General features: G+C 67.2%; 16 protein-coding genes. 1 reads left to right on the forward strand and 15 read right to left on the reverse strand.

Annotated features, from left to right (window positions below):
- Positions 1–90: 90 nt before the first annotated feature.
- The 15 genes from AC3B6A_RS15135 to AC3B6A_RS15205 all read right to left on the reverse strand — a co-directional run bounded on the left by AC3B6A_RS15135 (position 91) and on the right by AC3B6A_RS15205 (position 15,182).
- Positions 91–966, reverse strand: a complete 876-nt coding sequence (locus tag AC3B6A_RS15135) for an SDR family oxidoreductase (RefSeq protein ID WP_488398026.1) — start codon at positions 964–966, stop codon at positions 91–93.
- 138 nt (positions 967–1,104) lie between these two features.
- The gene (locus AC3B6A_RS15140; RefSeq protein ID WP_488398027.1) at positions 1,105–2,253 is read right to left on the reverse strand and encodes an acetyl-CoA C-acetyltransferase; all 1,149 of its coding nucleotides are present in this window, start codon (positions 2,251–2,253) and stop codon (positions 1,105–1,107) included.
- 10 nt (positions 2,254–2,263) lie between these two features.
- Positions 2,264–3,325 (reverse strand): acyl-CoA dehydrogenase family protein, encoded by a 1,062-nt coding sequence (locus AC3B6A_RS15145; protein WP_488398028.1) that lies wholly within the window; start codon positions 3,323–3,325, stop codon positions 2,264–2,266.
- A gap of 11 nt (positions 3,326–3,336) precedes the next feature.
- Positions 3,337–4,503: an acyl-CoA dehydrogenase gene (locus AC3B6A_RS15150; RefSeq protein ID WP_488398029.1), complete on the reverse strand. Its 1,167-nt coding sequence runs from the start codon at positions 4,501–4,503 to the stop codon at positions 3,337–3,339.
- Between the two features lie 16 nt (positions 4,504–4,519).
- Positions 4,520–5,272 carry an enoyl-CoA hydratase family protein gene (locus AC3B6A_RS15155; RefSeq protein WP_488398030.1) on the reverse strand — a complete coding sequence of 251 codons (753 nt, stop codon included), beginning with the start codon at positions 5,270–5,272 and terminating at the stop codon, positions 4,520–4,522.
- Complete coding sequence (locus AC3B6A_RS15160; RefSeq protein ID WP_488398031.1) at positions 5,253–6,353, reverse strand: NAD(P)H-dependent flavin oxidoreductase; 1,101 nt, start codon at positions 6,351–6,353, stop codon at positions 5,253–5,255. Before AC3B6A_RS15160 ends, AC3B6A_RS15155 begins: the two co-directional genes overlap by 20 nt.
- Positions 6,350–7,213: an enoyl-CoA hydratase gene (locus tag AC3B6A_RS15165; RefSeq protein ID WP_488398032.1), complete on the reverse strand. Its 864-nt coding sequence runs from the start codon at positions 7,211–7,213 to the stop codon at positions 6,350–6,352. The genes AC3B6A_RS15160 and AC3B6A_RS15165 overlap by 4 nt, the downstream gene beginning before the upstream one ends.
- Positions 7,210–8,025: a CoA-transferase subunit beta gene (locus AC3B6A_RS15170; RefSeq protein WP_488398033.1), complete on the reverse strand. Its 816-nt coding sequence runs from the start codon at positions 8,023–8,025 to the stop codon at positions 7,210–7,212. Before AC3B6A_RS15170 ends, AC3B6A_RS15165 begins: the two co-directional genes overlap by 4 nt.
- A 2-nt stretch (positions 8,026–8,027) precedes the next feature.
- Positions 8,028–8,909 carry a CoA transferase subunit A gene (locus AC3B6A_RS15175; protein ID WP_488398034.1) on the reverse strand — a complete coding sequence of 294 codons (882 nt, stop codon included), beginning with the start codon at positions 8,907–8,909 and terminating at the stop codon, positions 8,028–8,030.
- Between the two features lie 10 nt (positions 8,910–8,919).
- Positions 8,920–9,816 carry a VOC family protein gene (locus AC3B6A_RS15180; protein WP_488398035.1) on the reverse strand — a complete coding sequence of 299 codons (897 nt, stop codon included), beginning with the start codon at positions 9,814–9,816 and terminating at the stop codon, positions 8,920–8,922.
- A gap of 218 nt (positions 9,817–10,034) precedes the next feature.
- Positions 10,035–11,606, reverse strand: coding sequence for a FadD3 family acyl-CoA ligase (locus AC3B6A_RS15185; protein WP_488398036.1), 1,572 nt, complete (start codon positions 11,604–11,606; stop codon positions 10,035–10,037).
- A gap of 64 nt (positions 11,607–11,670) precedes the next feature.
- Positions 11,671–12,417: an SDR family NAD(P)-dependent oxidoreductase gene (locus AC3B6A_RS15190; protein WP_488398037.1), complete on the reverse strand. Its 747-nt coding sequence runs from the start codon at positions 12,415–12,417 to the stop codon at positions 11,671–11,673.
- A 187-nt stretch (positions 12,418–12,604) separates the two neighbouring features.
- Complete coding sequence (locus AC3B6A_RS15195; RefSeq protein ID WP_488398038.1) at positions 12,605–13,684, reverse strand: 2Fe-2S iron-sulfur cluster-binding protein; 1,080 nt, start codon at positions 13,682–13,684, stop codon at positions 12,605–12,607.
- Between the two features lie 12 nt (positions 13,685–13,696).
- Positions 13,697–14,455, reverse strand: a complete 759-nt coding sequence (locus AC3B6A_RS15200; protein WP_488398039.1) for a glucose 1-dehydrogenase — start codon at positions 14,453–14,455, stop codon at positions 13,697–13,699.
- Positions 14,456–14,663: 208 nt separating this feature from the next.
- Positions 14,664–15,182 carry a flavin reductase family protein gene (locus AC3B6A_RS15205; RefSeq protein ID WP_488398040.1) on the reverse strand — a complete coding sequence of 173 codons (519 nt, stop codon included), beginning with the start codon at positions 15,180–15,182 and terminating at the stop codon, positions 14,664–14,666.
- A gap of 233 nt (positions 15,183–15,415) precedes the next feature.
- Between AC3B6A_RS15205 and AC3B6A_RS15210 the strand changes: the two genes are divergently transcribed.
- A complete protein-coding gene (locus AC3B6A_RS15210) occupies positions 15,416–16,600 on the forward strand; it encodes a flavin-dependent monooxygenase (protein WP_488398041.1) in 1,185 nt (394 codons plus the stop codon).
- The last annotated feature ends 106 nt before the right edge of the window (positions 16,601–16,706 follow it).

Raw genomic sequence — 16,706 nt, forward strand, 5'->3', positions numbered from 1 at the left:
TGGGGCACCTGTAGGAGCGAGCTTGCTCGCGAACGGCTCCGAAGCGGGGTTTGGTTCGCGAGCAAGCTCGCTCCTGCGAAGAGCTGCCCCTTAACTGCCGTACACCTTCTGCGCCGGCACGGCGCGTTCGATCAGTTCTTCCACCACGCCGCCGACCTCCGCCGGCAGCCAGCGCGCGCCCTTGTCGCGTTCCGGGCCCCGGCGCCAGCCGTCGCCGATGGAGAGCTTGCCGCCTTCGACCTCGAACAGGCGGCCGGTGACGTGCTGGGAGTCTTCGCTGACAAGCCAGGCCACCAGCGGTGCGACGTTTTCCGGGGCGAAGTGGTCGAAACCGTCTTCGGGCTTCTTCATCACCTCGGCGAACACCTGTTCGGTCATGCCGGTCCGCGCGGCCGGGGCCAGGGCGTTGGCGGTGATGCCGTAGCGCGCCAGTTCCGCCGCCTGCACCAGGGTCAGGGAGGCGATGCCTCCCTTTGCCGCCGAGTAGTTGGACTGGCCGATGGAGCCCTGCAGGCCGGCGCCGGAGCTGGTATTGATGATGCGCGCGCGCACTTTCGCGCCGGCCTTGGCCTGATCGCGCCAGTGATGCACGGCGTGGCTGGCGATGCAGAAATGCCCCTTGAGGTGCACGTTCATCACCGCATCCCAGTCGGCCTCGGTGAGGCTGGCGAACATGCGGTCGCGGCAGATGCCGGCGTTGTTGACCACCGCGTGCAGGTCACCGAAGGCATCGAGGGTAGCGCGGACAATCTCGCCGGCTTCGGCGTAGTGGGTGATGTCGTGGCTGTCGCCGATGGCCTCGCCGCCCTGGTCGCGGATCAGGGCGGCCACGCCAGCCGCGGCTTCGCGGTTGATGTCGTTGACCACGACCTTGGCACCTTCGGCGGCCAGGGCCAGCGCATAGGCGCGGCCAAGGCCGCCACCGGCGCCAGTGATGATCACGACCCGGTCTTTGCAGATTTGCATGAAGTACTCCTGAATGTTGAATGCACGCTGGCAAGCGCCCTCTCCCCCAAGCGCTCCCTGGCCGGAGAGGTGTCGCCCGAGCAGCAGGATGACCTGTCGTTCAGCCCATGCACGTCGCGCCCCGGGAGAGCGGTCGCGTTACAGCCTTTCGATAATGGTCACGTTGGCGATGCCTCCGCCTTCGCACATGGTCTGCAGGCCGTAGCGGCCGCCGCTGCGTTCCAGTTCGTGGAGCAGCGTGGTCATCAGGCGGGTGCCGGTGGCGCCCAGCGGGTGGCCGAGAGCGATGGCGCCGCCGTGGACGTTGGTGCGTTCGTGCGGGTAACCGGTTTCCTGCAGCCAGGCCATGACCACCGAGGCGAAGGCTTCGTTGATCTCCACCCGGTCGATGTCTTCCAGGCGCATGCCGGCTTTCTTCAGTGCGTACGCGGTGGCCGGGATCGGCGCGGTGAGCATCCATACCGGATCGTCGGCGCGCACGCTGATGTGGTGGACACGCGCACGCGGGGTCAGGTTATAACGCTTCAAGGCGCGCTCGGAGACGATCAGCATCGCGCTGGCGGCATCGCAGGTCTGGCTCGACACACCAGCAGTGACACGGTCGCAGCCGAACAGGGTTTCCAACTCGGCCATCTTCACCAGGCTGGTCTGACGCGGCGTCTCGTCGTGCTGCACGCCGGCCAGCGGGACGATCTCGCGGGCGAAATGGCCAGCCTCGATGGCTTGCAGCGCGCGGCGGTGCGACTCCAGCGAATAGACTTCCAACGCCTCGCGGCTGAGCTTCCACTTCTCGGCGATCATCTGCGCCGAACGGAACTGACTTGGTGGCGTGACGCCGTAGCGCTTCACCCAGCCTGCGGAGCCGCTGAACGGATCGCTGAAGCCCAGCGGTTCGGCAGCGGTCATGGCCGAGGAGATCGGGATCTGCGTCATGGTCTGCACACCGCCGGCGACCACCACGTCCTGGGTGCCGCTCATCACCGCCTGGGCAGCGAAGTGCACGGCCTGCTGGGACGAGCCGCACTGGCGGTCGATGGTGGTGCCGGGCACGCCCTGGTCGAGGTCAGCCGCCAGCCAGCAGGTGCGGGCGATGTCACCGGCCAGCGGGCCGATGGTGTCGACGCAGCCGAAGATGACGTCGTCGTAGTCCGCGTCGGGGATACCGTTGCGCTGCACCAGCTCGCGCAGCACATGGGCGCCCAGATCAGCGGCGTGGATATGCGACAGCCCCCCTCTGCGCTTGCCGGTGGGCGTGCGCAGGGCGTCGACTATGTAGGCTTCTGCCATTTCGTTCCCCTCAAACGGCGAAGGTGTGGCCGGCACCGGCGCTGATCGCCCCGCCGAACAGCGCCCGGCACAGCCGCGCCTTGTGCAGGCTGCGATCACCCCAGACCTTGTCCAGGGCCCAGGCGCGCTTCATGTAGAACTGCAGGTCGACTTCCCAGGTGTAACCCATGGCGCCGTGTACCTGGATGGCGTTCTTCGCCGCCAGTTGCGCGGCCTCGGAGCAGGCCAGGGCCGCCTGGGACACGTGCAGCGCGGCCTGCGGATGGTTCTCGGCGAGGGATTGCGCGGCGCGGCACAGCGGCGCCTTGGCGAACTCGATGAGTACCGCGACGTTGGCCATCAGATGCTTGACCGCCTGGAAGCTGCCGATGGGTTTGCCGAACTGCTTGCGCTCGAAGCTGTAGTCCACCGCCAGGTCCAGCATGCGCTTGGCCAGGCCCAGCTGCTGCGCGGCACAAGCCAGGGCGCCACGTTCGAAGGCGGCAGCCCACAGTGCGCGGGCCGGCTCACCGCTGGCCATGCGGGTGGTAGCGCTGGGTGTCCAGCTCACGCTGAACAGCCGGCGCGCTGGGTCCAGCACGGCGTTGTGGGTGAGCTGCACGGCCTGGCGCGAAACGGCGTGGATTTCGTCCTGGCTGCCGAGGATCAGCAGGTCGGCGACATGAGCGTCGGCCACCAGCAGGTTGTCCGGATGACCGACCGCCAGGCGCGTCTTGCCGGAAGCGATGCGCCCCAGCCAGTCCGCCTTGAACGCTTCGTGCTCGTCACCGAGTGCAGCCAGCAGCGGCGCGCCCACCAGCGCGGTGTCGAGCAGCGGCTCGGCCAGCGCGGCGTAGCCGCACTCCTGCGCCGGCAGCACCCAGTCGGTCTCGTCCAGCCCCAAGCCGCCATAGGCCTCGGGCAGGTTCAGGGCGGTCAGGCCCAGTTCGGCGAGCTGCGCCCAGAGTTCATCGCTGCGCCCGGTCTGGCTGTCCCAGAGTTCGCGCTGGCGCTCCGGGGTCATCTGGTTGGTAAGGAAGGCGCGCACGCTGTCATGGAAGCTCAGCTGATCGTGATTGAAGGTGAAGTCCATGTCCCGGCTCCTCAGGCGCGCGGCATGCCGAGCATGCGTTCGGCGATGATGTTGCGCTGGATTTCGTTGGTGCCGGCGTAGATCGGGCCGGCCAGGGAGAACAGGAAGCCATCCAGCCAGCGACCGACGTCAGCAGCCAGCGCCTCACCGGGCAATAGTTCGGCGCGGGCGCCGAGGATGCTCAGGGCGGTTTCGTGCATGCGCTGGTCCAGCTCCGACCAGAAGATCTTGTTGGTCGAGGACTCCGGGCCGATGCGGCCGCCCTGCTGCAGGCGCGAGGCGGTCATGTAGGTGCTCAGGGTGTAGGCCTCGGCGTCCAGCCAGGCGCGCATGACCGCCTCGCCGATGGCCGGATCGCGGTTGGCCGCCTCGCGGTTTTCCAGGTACAGCTGCAGCAGGCGCCGCGCGGTTTCCTGGAAGCGCGCCGGGGAGCGCAGCATCAGCCCGCGCTCGAAGCCGGCGGTGGACATCGCCACATGCCAGCCCTGCCCTTCGCCACCCAGCACGTTCTCCACTGGCACCTTGACGTCGTCGAAGAAGATTTCGGCGAAGCCCGGCAGGCCGTCGAGCTGGGCGATCGGGCGGACGGTGATACCCGGCGAATCCAGCGGCACCAGGATGAAGGTCAGGCCGTGGTGGCGGCTGGAGGCCGGGTCGGTGCGGAACATGCCGAACAGCCAGTCGGCCCAGACAGCACGGGTCGACCAGGTCTTCTGGCCGTTGATCACGTAATGGTCGCCGACTCGTTCGGCACGCGAGCGGATGGCCGCCATGTCGGAGCCTGCATCCGGCTCCGACCAGCCCTGCGCCCAGACGTCCTGGCCACACGCCATGCGCGGCAGGAAGCGCGCCTTCTGCTCCTGCGTGCCGAACTCCATCAGCGTCGGACCGAGCAGGAAGATGCCGTTCTGGTTGACCCGGCCGGGGGCGCCGGCGCGGTAATACTCTTCTTCGAAGATCAGCCACTGGATCAGGTCGCAGCCGCGGCCACCGTAGATTTGCGGCCAGGTCACCATGCCCCAGTGGCCGTCGTGCAGGCGGGCTTCCCACTCGCGGTGCAAGCGGAAGCCTTCCTCGGTGTCGTACGAGGGCAAAGGGTGCTTCGGCACGTTGGCCGCCAGCCAGGCGCGCACTTCCTCGCGGAAGGCCCGTTGTTCGTTGTTGTAGTTCAGGTCCATGGGCTGTCGCCTGTGATCAGTTGAATTGCGCTTCGCGCTTCTGCACGAAGGAGTCGCGCGCTTCCTGGGAGTCCAGCGAGCGGTAGGCTTCCAGGGTGAAGCCCTGCTCCCAGCGGTATTTGTCTTCGAGGTTGCCGTCCTCGATGCCGGTCAGCGCTTCCTTGGCCAGGGTGATCATGGCCGGGCTCTTGGCGGCGACCTTGCGCGCCACGTCCAGGGCCGCGTCTCGCAGCTTGTCGCGCGGAACCACGCGCTCCACCGCGCCCAGGCGGTAGGCTTCGTAGGCGTCGATTGGCTCGCCGGTGAAGTACATGTGGCGCACCTTCTGCGCCGGGAACAGGCGCTGCAAGTGCGCGCCGCCGCCCATGGCGCCACGGTCCACCTCGGGCACGCCGAAGGTCGCGCATTCGCTGGCGACGACAATGTCCGCCGCGCCACACAGACCGATACCGCCCCCCAGGACAAATCCATGCACGGCGGCGATCACCGGCTTGGGATTGCGGTGCACGGCCTTGAAACTGTCGTAGTTGCCCTTGTTCACCGCGACGATCAGGTTGCCGTCGGCAGCCAGCTCCTTGATGTCGACACCGGCGCAGAAGCCCCGCCCTTCGGCGCGGATGACGATGACCCGCACCGCGTCGTCGCGGCCCAGGCGCTCAAGTTCTGCGGCGATGGCCGCCCAGCCGGCGCAATCGAAGGCGTTCACCGGCGGGCGGTCGAACACCAGCTCGGCGATGTGCTCGTGGATCTCAACGCGAAACGGCTGCATGGAGGCTCTCCTGGTTGGGGTGCGGCTCCACCCGGCGGGCCAGCTCGGTGAGCCGCGCCTGCGCCTGGGTGACGATGTTCTGGATGATCTCGGCGCACGTCGGGCGGCTGCCCAACAGTGCGGCGACCTGGCCGGCCGGCAGCACGCCGTCTTCGGGGTGGCCGTCGACCATGGCCTTCTGGATCACCATGGGTGCGTTGGCGGCCAGCAGCGCCTGGGAAAGGCTCAGTTCGCCACGGTTGCGCAGGGCCTGGAGCATTTGCGCCAGGCTGATGCCAGAGTGGCGACGGTAGGCCAGCGCGCACTGCACGGCGAGGCCCAGGCGGCGCCAGGGGCCGGCGGCTTCCAGGGCGTCGAGCAATTCGTTGCGGATCATCCGATGCGGCAGGCCGTCGAGAGCGCGGCTGACGATAACCTTCGCCGGGTCCTTCACGCCCAGGTAGCGCGCCAGGGTGGCGTCCGGCACCGGGCTTTCCTGGCTCATCAGGAAGCGCGTGCCCATGGCCACACCCTCGGCGCCCAGTGCCAGCGCGGCCACGAGCCCGTCGCCATCGTGGAAGCCACCGGCCGCCACGACCGGCACCTGCACCGCTTCACGCACCTGGGCCAGCAGCAGCGAAGTGGGCACCGAGCCGGTGTGCCCGCCACCCTCCCCGCCCTGCACGGTGACGATGTCCGCGCCAAGCTCCACGGCCTTCTGCGCATGCTTGAGCGCTCCGACGGTAGGCATGCAGATCACCCCGGCCTCTTTCAGCCGGGCGACCATCTGCTTGCCCGGCGAGCGGCTGTAGCTGACCGCCTTCACCCCGTGGCGCAGCACCAGCTCGACGATCTCGGCGGCGTTGGGCTGGTACATGTGGAAGTTGACGCCGAACGGTGCCGAGGTCAGCGACCTGGTTTCGAGGATCGCCGCTTCCATCTGCTGCGGCTCGATCGTGGCGCCGGCGAGGAAGCCGAAGCCGCCCGCATTGCAGGTCGCCGCCACCAGGCGCGGGTCGGCCACCCAGCCCATGGCGGTCTGGATGATCGGGTAGCGGCAACCAAGCAGCTGGGTGATGCGGGTGCTCAGGTCCGGGCTCATCGGTCGCCCTCCGCCGGCTCGCGCTGCGAGCTGGCCATGGCGCGGGCGTCATAGCCGCCCAGACGGTCGCCGCTGACCAGTTCGTTGTGGGCGTGGGCGAAGTGGTGCAGGCCGAACACCATGTCCATGGTGGCGCGCTTGCCCATCAGGTCCTCGGCGTTGTTCACCGCCTGCTTGGCCAGCTGCAGGCCCAGGCGCGGCATCTCGGCGATGCGCCGGGCCATGTCCAGGGTCACGTCCAGCAGCACGTCGCGCGGCACCACCTTGTTGACCATGCCCAGCTGCCAGGCGCGGTCGGCCGGCATGCGCTCGCCGAGGAAGAGGAGTTCCTTGGCGATGCGCGGGCTGAGTTCATGCACGTGGGCGAAGTATTCGACGCCGGGAATGCCCATGCGCACCACCGGGTCGCGGAAGTAGGCATCGTCGCTGGCGACGATCAGGTCGCAGACCCAGGCCAGCATCAGCCCGCCGGCGATGCAGGCGCCCTGCACCATGGCCACGGTCGGCTTGGGCATCTCGCGCCAGCGCCGGCACATACCCAGGTAGACCTCCTGCTCGCGGGCATAGAGAAACTCGCCACCCGGCTTGTTCACGTGGTCGTACCACAGGCTCGCGCGGTCGAAGCTTTCGTTGACGTCGCGGCCCGGGGTGCCGATGTCGTGGCCGGCGGAAAAGTGCTTGCCCTCGCCGCGCAGCACGATGACCTTGACCGCATCGTCGTCGCAGGCGCGGCGGAAGGCCGCGTCCAGCGCGTAGGTCATCTTCGAGTTCTGTGCGTTGTGGTACTCGGGGCGGTTCATGGTGACCAGGGCCACCGGGCCCTGCACCTCGTAGAGCACGACCTCGTCGCACCGGCTCATGGCCGCACTCCCTCGGTGCAGCGCAGCGCTGGCGGATTGTCCTTGAGCTGGCGGGCGCGCAGGTTGTGCGGGTCAAGGCGCTGGAGGATTTCCAGCTGCTCCGCCGTGGGCATGGCGGTGGTCGGAATGTGCGCCGGCAGGGCCAGGTCAAAGCTGGTGTTGTCCAGCACCTGCGCCAGTTCCACGCCCGGATGCAGCGAACGCACGCGCATCTGCCGCTGCGGGCCGCCGAAGTCGAGCACGCAGAGATTGGTGACGATCAGGCGGATATCGATATCGTCCAGAGACCAGCCACGGGCCAGGCGCGCGAGGTTGTAGCCGACCGAGGCGACCATGTCGACCTCGCCTTCGACGAACACCCGGCGGCTGTGCGCCGGCACGAAGAAGGAGTTGGCGTGGCTGATGGAGTTACCCGGGAAGCCGCGCACGCCGAGCATCTGCGCCTTGGGCTTGGCGTAGTCGCCGATGCAGGAGATGTTGGCCTGGCCGAAGCGGTCGATCTGGGTCGGGCCGACCAGCGCGTGGCGGCGCCCGCCCCAGACGTTGTCGAAGATGCGCGAGAAGCCCATCCAGCTGTCGAACTTCGGCACATAGCCGTTGCGCGCGCCCAGCGGCACCGGCTCGGCGACCATGAAGGCCTCGGAATCGGTCATCAGCAGGTCAGGGTTGCTGGTCAACATGGCCAGGGAAGCAGCCAGGCGCGGGACCACGCCGATGCCGGTGGCGAGCACTTCGCCGTCGCCGCGCCAGCACTCGCTGGCGGCGCAGATCAGCAGCTCGGCGAGGCTGCAGGAAGCGGTTGCGTCAGTCATGGTCAGAACACCGGCAGTGGCAGCTTGCGGAGAGACTCGAAGCCACCCACCTTGTCCAGGTAGGCGGCTTCGCCGTCGCGGATGAATTCGTCGTAATAGCGTTGCCAGCCGCCCTCTTCCTGGGCCGAGGCGTTGTAGCGCTGGAAGTGCGCCACGTCGAAGCCATACAGCGGCGCACAGGAGCTGGGATGGGCGCCGCCGGGAACGTGCACCACGCCGTCGGTGAGATTGCGCTCCCAGAACACCGTGCGTGCCGCCTGCGGGTTGGCGTGGAAGTGCGCGGACTCCACCAGTTCGTCGCAGCTGACAAAGATCTTCGCTGCGGCGCGGACGAACAGGTCGTCCATGTAGTGGTCCGGCCCGTCGATCTGGCACACGCCACGGGCGTCGGCACGGTCGACGTGGACCAGCGCCACGTCCAGCTTCAGCGCCGGCATGGCGACCCAGTCGCGGCCGTCGGCGTAGGGCGAGGCGACCAGCTTGATCTGCGGGTTGTGCTTGAGCACATCGGTGCCCAGGCCCACGGCCGTCGGAATGAACGGCACCTTCATGGCGGCCGCGCGCAGGCCCAGCAGCAGCATCCCCTCGTCGATCTCCATCACGTCCAGCTCACCCGCCTGGCGCGCCTTGCGGAAGTAGGGTTCGAGCGGGATGAAGTCCAGCGAGACGAAGGCGAATACCAGCTTCCTGACCTTGCTAGCGGCGCAGAGCATGCCGACGTCCGCGCCGCCGTAGGCGACGATGGTGAGGTCTTTCAGATCGGAACGAACGATCTCGCGGATCAGCGCCATGGGCTTGCGGCGCGGGCCCCAGCCACCGATACCGATGGTCATGCCATCGCGCAGCTGGGCGACCATTTCGGCCGCCGTCATGCGTTTGTCCATGCTGCGCTCCTTACTGACGGCCAACGCTGAAGTCGTGGCCCCAATGGCTGACCGCGGTGCTTTCGAAGGGCGTGTGCTGCCGCCAGTCCACTTCCAGGCCTCCGTGGCCGTACTCGATGTCGAACCCGCCGGGGCTCTGCATGTAGAACGACACCATCTGGTCGTTGGTGTGCTTGCCGAGGGTCGCCGAGAGCTTCACGCCGCTGGCGTGCATGCGGTCCAGCGCACGGCCGACGTCATCGAACGAGGCGGTCTCCAGCATCATGTGCACGCAGCCGCTGGGGATCGGGCACTCGAAGATCGCCAGGGAATGGTGGCGGGCGTTGTTGCAGTGCATGAAGTGGATGCGCTTCTCCGGCTCCTGCGGATCGGGAGTGAAACGCACCCTCATCAGGTCGGAGAGACCGAAGCCCATCACCTGCTCGTAGAAATCCCGGCAGCGCTCGAAGGCCGGCGCCGGCAGCACCACGTGGCCCATGCCCATGGAGCCGGTGACGAAACCGCTGACACCCGCCGGGGAGACGAACGGGCGGAAGTCCTGGCACGGGCCCCAGAACAGCTCGTGACGGTTGCCGTCGGGATCGCGGAACAGCGCCAGCTCCTGGACCTTGCGCAGCGCGCAGTCGGAGGAGCTGCCACGGGTTACCTCGACATCGGCCTGCTTGAGCTCGGCGATGGCCTGCTCGAAGGCGGCCTTGCCGGCCACTTCCCAGCCGCTGGCGCCGTAGCCGTCGCGCTCGTCACGCAACACCAGCACGCGGAACTGACGCTCATCCATCTTCAGGTACAGCGCGCCCTCGGGAGCAGCGGCGTCCACCATCATGCCCAGCACGTCGCTGGCGAAGCTGCGCCAGCGCTCCAGGTCACTGGCCAGGACGGTCACGTAGCCCAGTCCGCGGATATCCATGGGTGTTCTCCTCATCGTCATCGCCGCTCCGCTGGCGGAGTGGCCGGTGATGAGGATTCAAACAGCGCGAGCGGCTAACAACATCGTCCAATGGGACTAGCGCCGAAGGGCGCATGTCGCGGGCGCTGCAGGCTGATACAGGATGCTTCCTTCGGGAAAAAAAAGCCCCGCGGGGAAGTTTCCCCGCGGGGTATGACCAACCAAAGGATTCGGTTGTATCAGCTCGCCGCCAGCTCCCGCAGGGCGGCCTTGGTGACTTTGCCGGCGGCGTTCAGCGGCAGGGCGTCGAGCAGCATGGCGCGGCGCGGGGCCTTGTAGTTGGCCATGCGTTCGCGGCACCAGGCGAGGAAGGCGTCGAGGTCGATGGACTGCCCGGCGGCCGGCAGCAGGAAGGCCATGGCCACCTCCCCCAGGCGCTCGTCGGGGATGCCGATCACCGCCGCCTGGGCCACGCCCGGGTAGCAGAGGATGGTCTGCTCGATCTCCGCCGGATACACGTTGAAACCGCCGTTGATGAACATGTCCTTGAGACGGTCGGTAATGCGCAGGTAGCCGCGCTCATCCAGCACGCCGACGTCGCCGGTGTGCAGCCAGCCCTCGCTGTCGATGGTCTCGGCGGTCGCTTTGGGGTTGCCGAAGTAGCCCTGCATCAGGTTGTAGCCGCGCACCACCACTTCACCCGGCTCACCGGCCGGCACGCTCCTGCCCTCGGCGTCCACACAGCGCACTTCCACTTCAGGGAAAGCACGGCCGCTGGTGGTGGCGACAGTCTCGGCATCGTCGCCGGGACGGCAGATGGTGACGAAGCCGCAGGTCTCGGTCAGGCCGTAGGCGGTGACGATGGTCTCGAAGCCAAGCTCGCTGCGCATGCGCCGGACCATTTCCACCGGCACTGAGGCAGCGCCGGTGACGGCGACACGCAAAGAACTGAGGTCATGGTCGCTGCGGCGCGGATGGGCGAGAAGCGACTGATATAGCGTCGGCGGGCCGGGCAACACGGTGACGCGCTCGGCGGCCACCCGTTCGAGCAGGACGTTCACGTCGAACACCGCCTGCGGCAGGATGCAGCAGCCGCACATCAGCGCCGCCAGCCAGCCGGCCTTGTAGCCGAAGCTGTGGAAGAACGGATTGACGATCAGGTAGCGGTCGCCCTGGCGCAGGCCGACCATTTCGCTCCAGTCACGTATCAGCCGCAGGTTCTGGCCGTGGGCGGTCATCACGCCCTTGGGCTTGCCGGTGGTGCCGGAGGTGAACAGCAGGTCGCACAGGTCATCGGCGGCGACCCGGGACTGGCGCTCGGCCAGGCGCGCGTCATCGACCGTCTCGGCCAGTGCCAGGAACTCGTCCCAGCCCAGCGCACCTGGATGCTCGCCGCGCAGGATCACCCGCTGGCGCAACGCCGGCAGGTCCTCGCTGGACAGCAGCGCCGGGTAATCGGTGCCGAGGAAGTCACCAATGACGAACAGCAGACTGGCACCGCTCTCGCGCAGCACCAGGCCGGCTTCGGCGCCCTTCATGCGGGTATTCAGCGGCACCAGCACGGCACCCACGCTGTGCAACGCAGTGGCGGCGACTATCCATTCCCAGTGATTCGGCGCCCACACCGCGACCCGCTCGCCGTGGTCGATGCCCAGTGCCAACAGTGCGCGGGCCGCACGCTGGCGCCACTGGTCGAGCTCGCGGTAATTCAGGCGGACATCACCGTCCTCGATGGCCGGCTGCTCGCCGTAGGTGATCGCCGCGGCGCTCATCAGTTGAGGGATGGTCAGGGCGGATTGTGGGCTGGTCATGGCAGGAAACTCATGAACGAAAACCGAAGAAGGGCCGGCGTAGCGCGGCCCGTAGCCTCAAGGCTCAGGCCTGCGGAGGCGCGAAACGGCGGCCGGCGGAGAAGCCGCCGTCGACGGCGATCATCTGCCCACTGACGAAGGAGGCGTCGTCGGAGGCGAGGAACAGCGCGGCCCTGGCCACCTCCTCCGGCTGCCCGGCGCGGCCGAGCATGTGCTGCGAGGCGAAGAAAGCGTGGAAGGCCTCCTGCTCGCGCACCATCCGGGTCATGGGGGTTTCGATCAGGCCCGGGCAGAGGCCATTGACGCGCACGTTGGCGTGGCCGTAGTCGATGGCCATGGAACGGGTCAGTTGGTTGATGCCGCCCTTCGCGACGTTGTAGGCGACGTTGCCGTCGCACCCCTGCAGGCCGAAGATCGAGCCGATGTTGATGATCGAGCCACCGCGCTGGGCAACCATCTGCGCCACGGCGTGCTTGCTGGTGAACATGCTGCCGGTGAGGTTGATGTCCAGCACGCGCTGCCATTCGCTGGTGGAGGAACCGGTGACGCTGCCACGACTGGCGACGCCGGCTGCGTTGACCAGCACATCGAGGCGGCCGTAGCGCGAAACGACTTCACCCATCACCTGCTCGACGTTGCTCTCGCAGCGCACGTCCAGGGCCATGAACAGGCCGGGGATCTCGGCAGGCGCCGTGCCTACGTCCAGCCCGACCACCTGCGCGCCTTCCGCGGCGAAGCAGCGCGCGCATGCGAGGCCAATACCCGATGCCGCGCCAGTGATCACCGCGACCTTGCCTTGCAGTCGACCCATTGCCCACCTCGGTCTTGTTATTTTGCTGTGCGCCGGAGTCTAGCGGCGCCCCGGCGGTGGGAGATCGTCCATTGGGACTAACCACCCAGCGAGCGCCCATGTCCCCGCCAAAAAAGAACCCGGCCTAAGCCGGGTGAAATATGGGGCGAGACAAGCCCCACTCTCGAGGGCCACTCAATAAAACGATTCAATCCGGGAAGCGCACCCGTACTTCGCGACTACCGGCGCGGGCCTGGCAGGCCAGGGTCCAGCCTTCGGCAACTTCGGCTGCGCTGAGCACGTCGTTGCGCGGCAGCAGCACCTCGCCCTGCTCCACCTTGCACATGCAAGCACCGCAGAAGCCCTCCTCACAGGAGGCCGGCGGTGCCAGCCCGGCACGGCGACAGCTTTCCAGCAGGGTTTCACCGGGGATGCAGGGCACCTGGTGCTCGACGCCATCGAGCGTCACCACCAGGCTTTCCGCACCGGATTCGGCGGCCGCGCTGCGGACCTCTTCGCTGGCCTTTTCCAGCTCGTCCGGATCGGGCGGCGAAACGAAGCGCTCGACGTGGATACGCGCGGAATCGACACCTTCGCGCAACAGCGTGCTTTCCACCGTGTCCATGAACGGACCGGGGCCGCAGATGAAGCATTCGGCCCCCTCCCAGCCCCGCAGCAGATGGCGCACATCGCTGGCGGCGAGGAAGCCCTGGAGGCTGTCCAGCATGTGGATCACCTGCAGACGCTCGCCATGCTCGGAGACCAGGCGACGCAGCGCATCACGGAAGATCACCGAATCCGCGTCGCGGTTGGCGTACACCAGGCGGATGCGGCAATCGCGATGGGCCAGCGCCTCGCGCAGGATGGAGAACACCGGGGTGATCCCCGACCCGCCGCCAAAAAGCAGCAGGTCGCGGGTCTGTTCACCGAGATGGAAATGGCCGGCGGGCGGCAGCACTTCCAGCTCATCGCCTGGACGAACACGCTCGTTCATCCAGTTCGACACCCGGCCACCGGCCACACGCTTGACCGTGACCCGCAATGTCTCGTCCAGCCCTGGCGTGCTGGACATGGAGTAGCAGCGTGTCAGGGTCTTGCCATCGAGCACCACACGAAAGCTGAGGAACTGCCCGGCACGGTACGTGAAGCGCCCAGCCAATTCCGCTGGTACACGCAGCACCAGCGAGCACGCGTCGGCGGTTTCCTCGATGACCTCGGTCACTTCCAGGCGGAAGGTGCCGGCGGCGGATGGCTGCGCTTGCGGCGCCGGAGTCTGCGCACTGCCCATTGCCACGCCCCGTCAGGCTGCGCCGCTGATCAGTTGGGCGTTGTCCACGCGGAGCTCGGCGCCGTTGACGAAGCGCGACTCGTCCGAAGCGAGGAACAGCACCACGTTGGCAATATCCCGCGGTGCGCACATGCGGTTCTTCGGATCGGCATCGAGCACGTCCTGGGGAATCGGCTTGCCGCCGGCAAGGGCCTGGGTCATGGGGGTGTTGACGCCGTCCGGATGCACGCTGTTGCAGCGGATCCGATAGCCCTGCTGCTTGCAGTGCACAGCGATGGAGCGGGTCATGGCTGCCACCGCACCCTTCGAGGCGGAGTAGGCGCAGAATGCGGGCATGCCGCCCAGAGCTGCCAACGAGGACATGTTGACGATGGAGCCGCCGCCGGTTTCCTTCATCGCTTCAATGGCGTACTTGCAGCCGAGGAAGTAGCCGTCGCCGTTGATGGTCTGGACCTTGCGCCACAGCTCCAGGCTGGTGTCCTCGATGCTGGCCATGGCCAATATGGCGGCGTTGTTGACCAGCACATCGAGGCGACCGAAGCGCTCCACGGTGGTCGATATCACGTTCTTCCAGTCGCTTTCGCTGGCGATGTCATGACGGATGAACAGCGCGTCACCGCCAATCTCGGCAGCCACGGCACAGCCGGCCTCTTCATTGAGATCGGTGATCACCACGCGGGCGCCTTCGGCGGCCAGCAGTAGAGCATCCTCGCGACCGATACCGCTGGCAGCGCCGGTAACGATACAGACTTTGCCTTGTACTCGATTCATGCTTGTTTTCCTTCAGACGGTTTCGGGGGTGGCAACCTGCACGCCGGCTGCCGTATGGGCAGCGGCGCGACGGCCGGAATACACGCGGTCGGCAATCGACAGGCCGGATACGTAAAGGCTGGAGGCAACGCCCACGGCGTTTCGGCCGGCACTGTAGAGCCCCGGGATCGGCACCCCGGGATCGCCCGGCTGGCTGCCCCCATGGTCTTCAACCCGCTGCCGCCACGTTCACCGGCTGCACGGCGGCGACAGTGGTGTAGGTGCCGTTTACATAGATCAAGGGGGTGATGCGCGGGTTGTTGCGAATCTCGCGGATGCGTCCGATGAAGATCGTGTGGGTGCCGTAGCTGAATTTTCCATCCTGGTCGCAGATTACGCTGGACTGGGCGTCGGCCAGGTATGGTACGCCGCACTCGGAACAGCGCCAGTCACCGCTGGCGAAGCGGCCTTCGCCCTTCACCGGGCCGCTGCACAAGTGCGACAGGTGCTCCTGCTCCTGACCGAGGATGTTCACGCAGAAGTCCGCGCCGGCATCCAGCACGCGGTGCAGCGAGGCGGTCTTGTTCACGCAGATGAGCAGCGACGGCGGCTCGGTGGACAGCGAATCGACGGCGGTGGCGGACATGGCGAAACGTTCGCTGCCATCGCTGGTGGTGATGATGGTCACCGACTTCGCCAGCCGGCGCATCGCTTGGATCATGTCGGCTTTCAGGTTGTCTTGGCTCATCGCACGATGCCTCGCTGGGGCCTGTTGTCGTGCGACGAATTCTGTGTCCGGGCCAAGGGCGTAACATCGTCCGAGGGGACTAGTCACCCCGGCGCGAAACGGTGGGACGTATATGGTCCGTTTGTGGGATGCCTGGCCGGTTTTGCGTTGTTCAAATGCCTGCGAAGGCCCCCTGCGTAGCTGCGTGGTGGCCGAGCACAGGCCCTGCGGGGCGATCACAGGAGAACAACAAGATGCTCGACCAGGAACTGATCCGCCAGCGTCTCCATCAGCGCGCCCGCGAGTTGGTACCGGTGCTGCGCGAACGCGCCGCCGATGCCGCGCGCCAGGGCCAGCTGCCGGAGGAAACCATCCGTGATTTCCACGACGCCGGTTTCTTCCGCATCCTCCAGCCGGCGCGCTGGGGTGGCTACGAGCTGGAGCCCAAGGACTTCTTTGAGGTGCAGATGACCCTCGCCGAGGGTTGCATGTCGTCCGCCTGGGTACTGGGCGTGGTGGCCATCCACAACTGGCAGCTGGCCCTGTTCGACGACCGCGCCGCACAGGACGTCTGGGGCGACGACACCAGCGTGCTGATCTCCTCTTCCTATATGCCGGTGGGCAAGGTCACTCCAGTGGAAGGCGGCTTCCGCCTGTCTGGGCGTTGGGGCTTCTCCAGCGGCAGCAAGCACTGCCAGTGGGCCTTCCTCGGTGCCATGGTGCCGCCGGCCGAACCGGGCGGCGCGCCGGACTATCGCACCTTCCTGGTACCGCGCAGCGACTACCAGATCGTCGACAACTGGGACGTGATGGGTCTGGAAGCCACCGGCTCCCACGATGTTCTCGTCGAAGACGCCTTTGTCCCCGACTACCGTACCCATCGAGCCCTCGACGGTTTCATGCAGAACAGCCCCGGCAATGCGGTGAACACCTCGCCGCTGTTCCGCCTGCCGTTCGGACAGATCTTCGTGCGCGCGGTGTCCTCCTCGGCGATCGGCGCGCTGCGGGGCGCAGTGAACCTGTTCATCGAGCACAACCGTGCCCGCATCGGCGTCAACGACGGCCGCAAGATGGGCCAGGACCCGGGCGCCCAGCAGGCGCTGGCGGACGCCATGGTGGTGGCCGACGAGTGCCGCACCGTGCTGCTGCGCAACTTCGAGCTGATGATGCAGCGCGCCCGCGACGGCGAGCCGCTGACCATGCCCGAGCGGGTGAAGATGCGCTACGACTCGGCCCTGGTGGCGGACAAATGCGCCCGCGCGGCCGGCTCACTCATGTTCAACAGCGGCGCCTCCACCATCTTCCGCGAGCATCCGATCAACCGGGTCTTCCGCGACATCCATACCGGCCGCGCTCACGTCGCCAACAGTCCGGCCAAGTACGCCTGGAACCTGGGTGGCGTGAGCATGGGCATGGAGTCCGCGGACTTCTTCCTCTGACCCGTTTAGGCGTAGTCCATTCGGGCGATTCCGAGGCGCTGGCGAACACCGAACATGGCCCACGAGGCTGAACCCGTCAGCCGCCGACTCCAACAAGGGACGCATC

This window comes from Pseudomonas sp. B12(2026), assembly GCF_057767015.1.

What these genes read in the sequence shown, in the direction of transcription:
- AC3B6A_RS15180 (WP_488398035.1), bottom strand. Translation starts at nt 9,816, where the DNA reads ATGGATATCCGCGGACTGGGCTACGTGACCGTCCTGGCCAGTGACCTG.
- AC3B6A_RS15210 (WP_488398041.1), top strand. Translation starts at nt 15,416, where the DNA reads ATGCTCGACCAGGAACTGATCCGCCAGCGTCTCCATCAGCGCGCCCGC.
- AC3B6A_RS15155 (WP_488398030.1), bottom strand. Translation starts at nt 5,272, where the DNA reads ATGCAGCCGTTTCGCGTTGAGATCCACGAGCACATCGCCGAGCTGGTG.
- AC3B6A_RS15150 (WP_488398029.1), bottom strand. Translation starts at nt 4,503, where the DNA reads ATGGACCTGAACTACAACAACGAACAACGGGCCTTCCGCGAGGAAGTG.
- AC3B6A_RS15145 (WP_488398028.1), bottom strand. Translation starts at nt 3,325, where the DNA reads ATGGACTTCACCTTCAATCACGATCAGCTGAGCTTCCATGACAGCGTG.
- AC3B6A_RS15135 (WP_488398026.1), bottom strand. Translation starts at nt 966, where the DNA reads ATGCAAATCTGCAAAGACCGGGTCGTGATCATCACTGGCGCCGGTGGC.
- AC3B6A_RS15190 (WP_488398037.1), bottom strand. Translation starts at nt 12,417, where the DNA reads ATGGGTCGACTGCAAGGCAAGGTCGCGGTGATCACTGGCGCGGCATCG.
- AC3B6A_RS15165 (WP_488398032.1), bottom strand. Translation starts at nt 7,213, where the DNA reads ATGAGCCGGTGCGACGAGGTCGTGCTCTACGAGGTGCAGGGCCCGGTG.
- AC3B6A_RS15170 (WP_488398033.1), bottom strand. Translation starts at nt 8,025, where the DNA reads ATGACTGACGCAACCGCTTCCTGCAGCCTCGCCGAGCTGCTGATCTGC.
- AC3B6A_RS15175 (WP_488398034.1), bottom strand. Translation starts at nt 8,909, where the DNA reads ATGGACAAACGCATGACGGCGGCCGAAATGGTCGCCCAGCTGCGCGAT.
- AC3B6A_RS15195 (WP_488398038.1), bottom strand. Translation starts at nt 13,684, where the DNA reads ATGGGCAGTGCGCAGACTCCGGCGCCGCAAGCGCAGCCATCCGCCGCC.
- AC3B6A_RS15160 (WP_488398031.1), bottom strand. Translation starts at nt 6,353, where the DNA reads ATGAGCCCGGACCTGAGCACCCGCATCACCCAGCTGCTTGGTTGCCGC.
- AC3B6A_RS15200 (WP_488398039.1), bottom strand. Translation starts at nt 14,455, where the DNA reads ATGAATCGAGTACAAGGCAAAGTCTGTATCGTTACCGGCGCTGCCAGC.
- AC3B6A_RS15140 (WP_488398027.1), bottom strand. Translation starts at nt 2,253, where the DNA reads ATGGCAGAAGCCTACATAGTCGACGCCCTGCGCACGCCCACCGGCAAG.
- AC3B6A_RS15185 (WP_488398036.1), bottom strand. Translation starts at nt 11,606, where the DNA reads ATGACCAGCCCACAATCCGCCCTGACCATCCCTCAACTGATGAGCGCC.
- AC3B6A_RS15205 (WP_488398040.1), bottom strand. Translation starts at nt 15,182, where the DNA reads ATGAGCCAAGACAACCTGAAAGCCGACATGATCCAAGCGATGCGCCGG.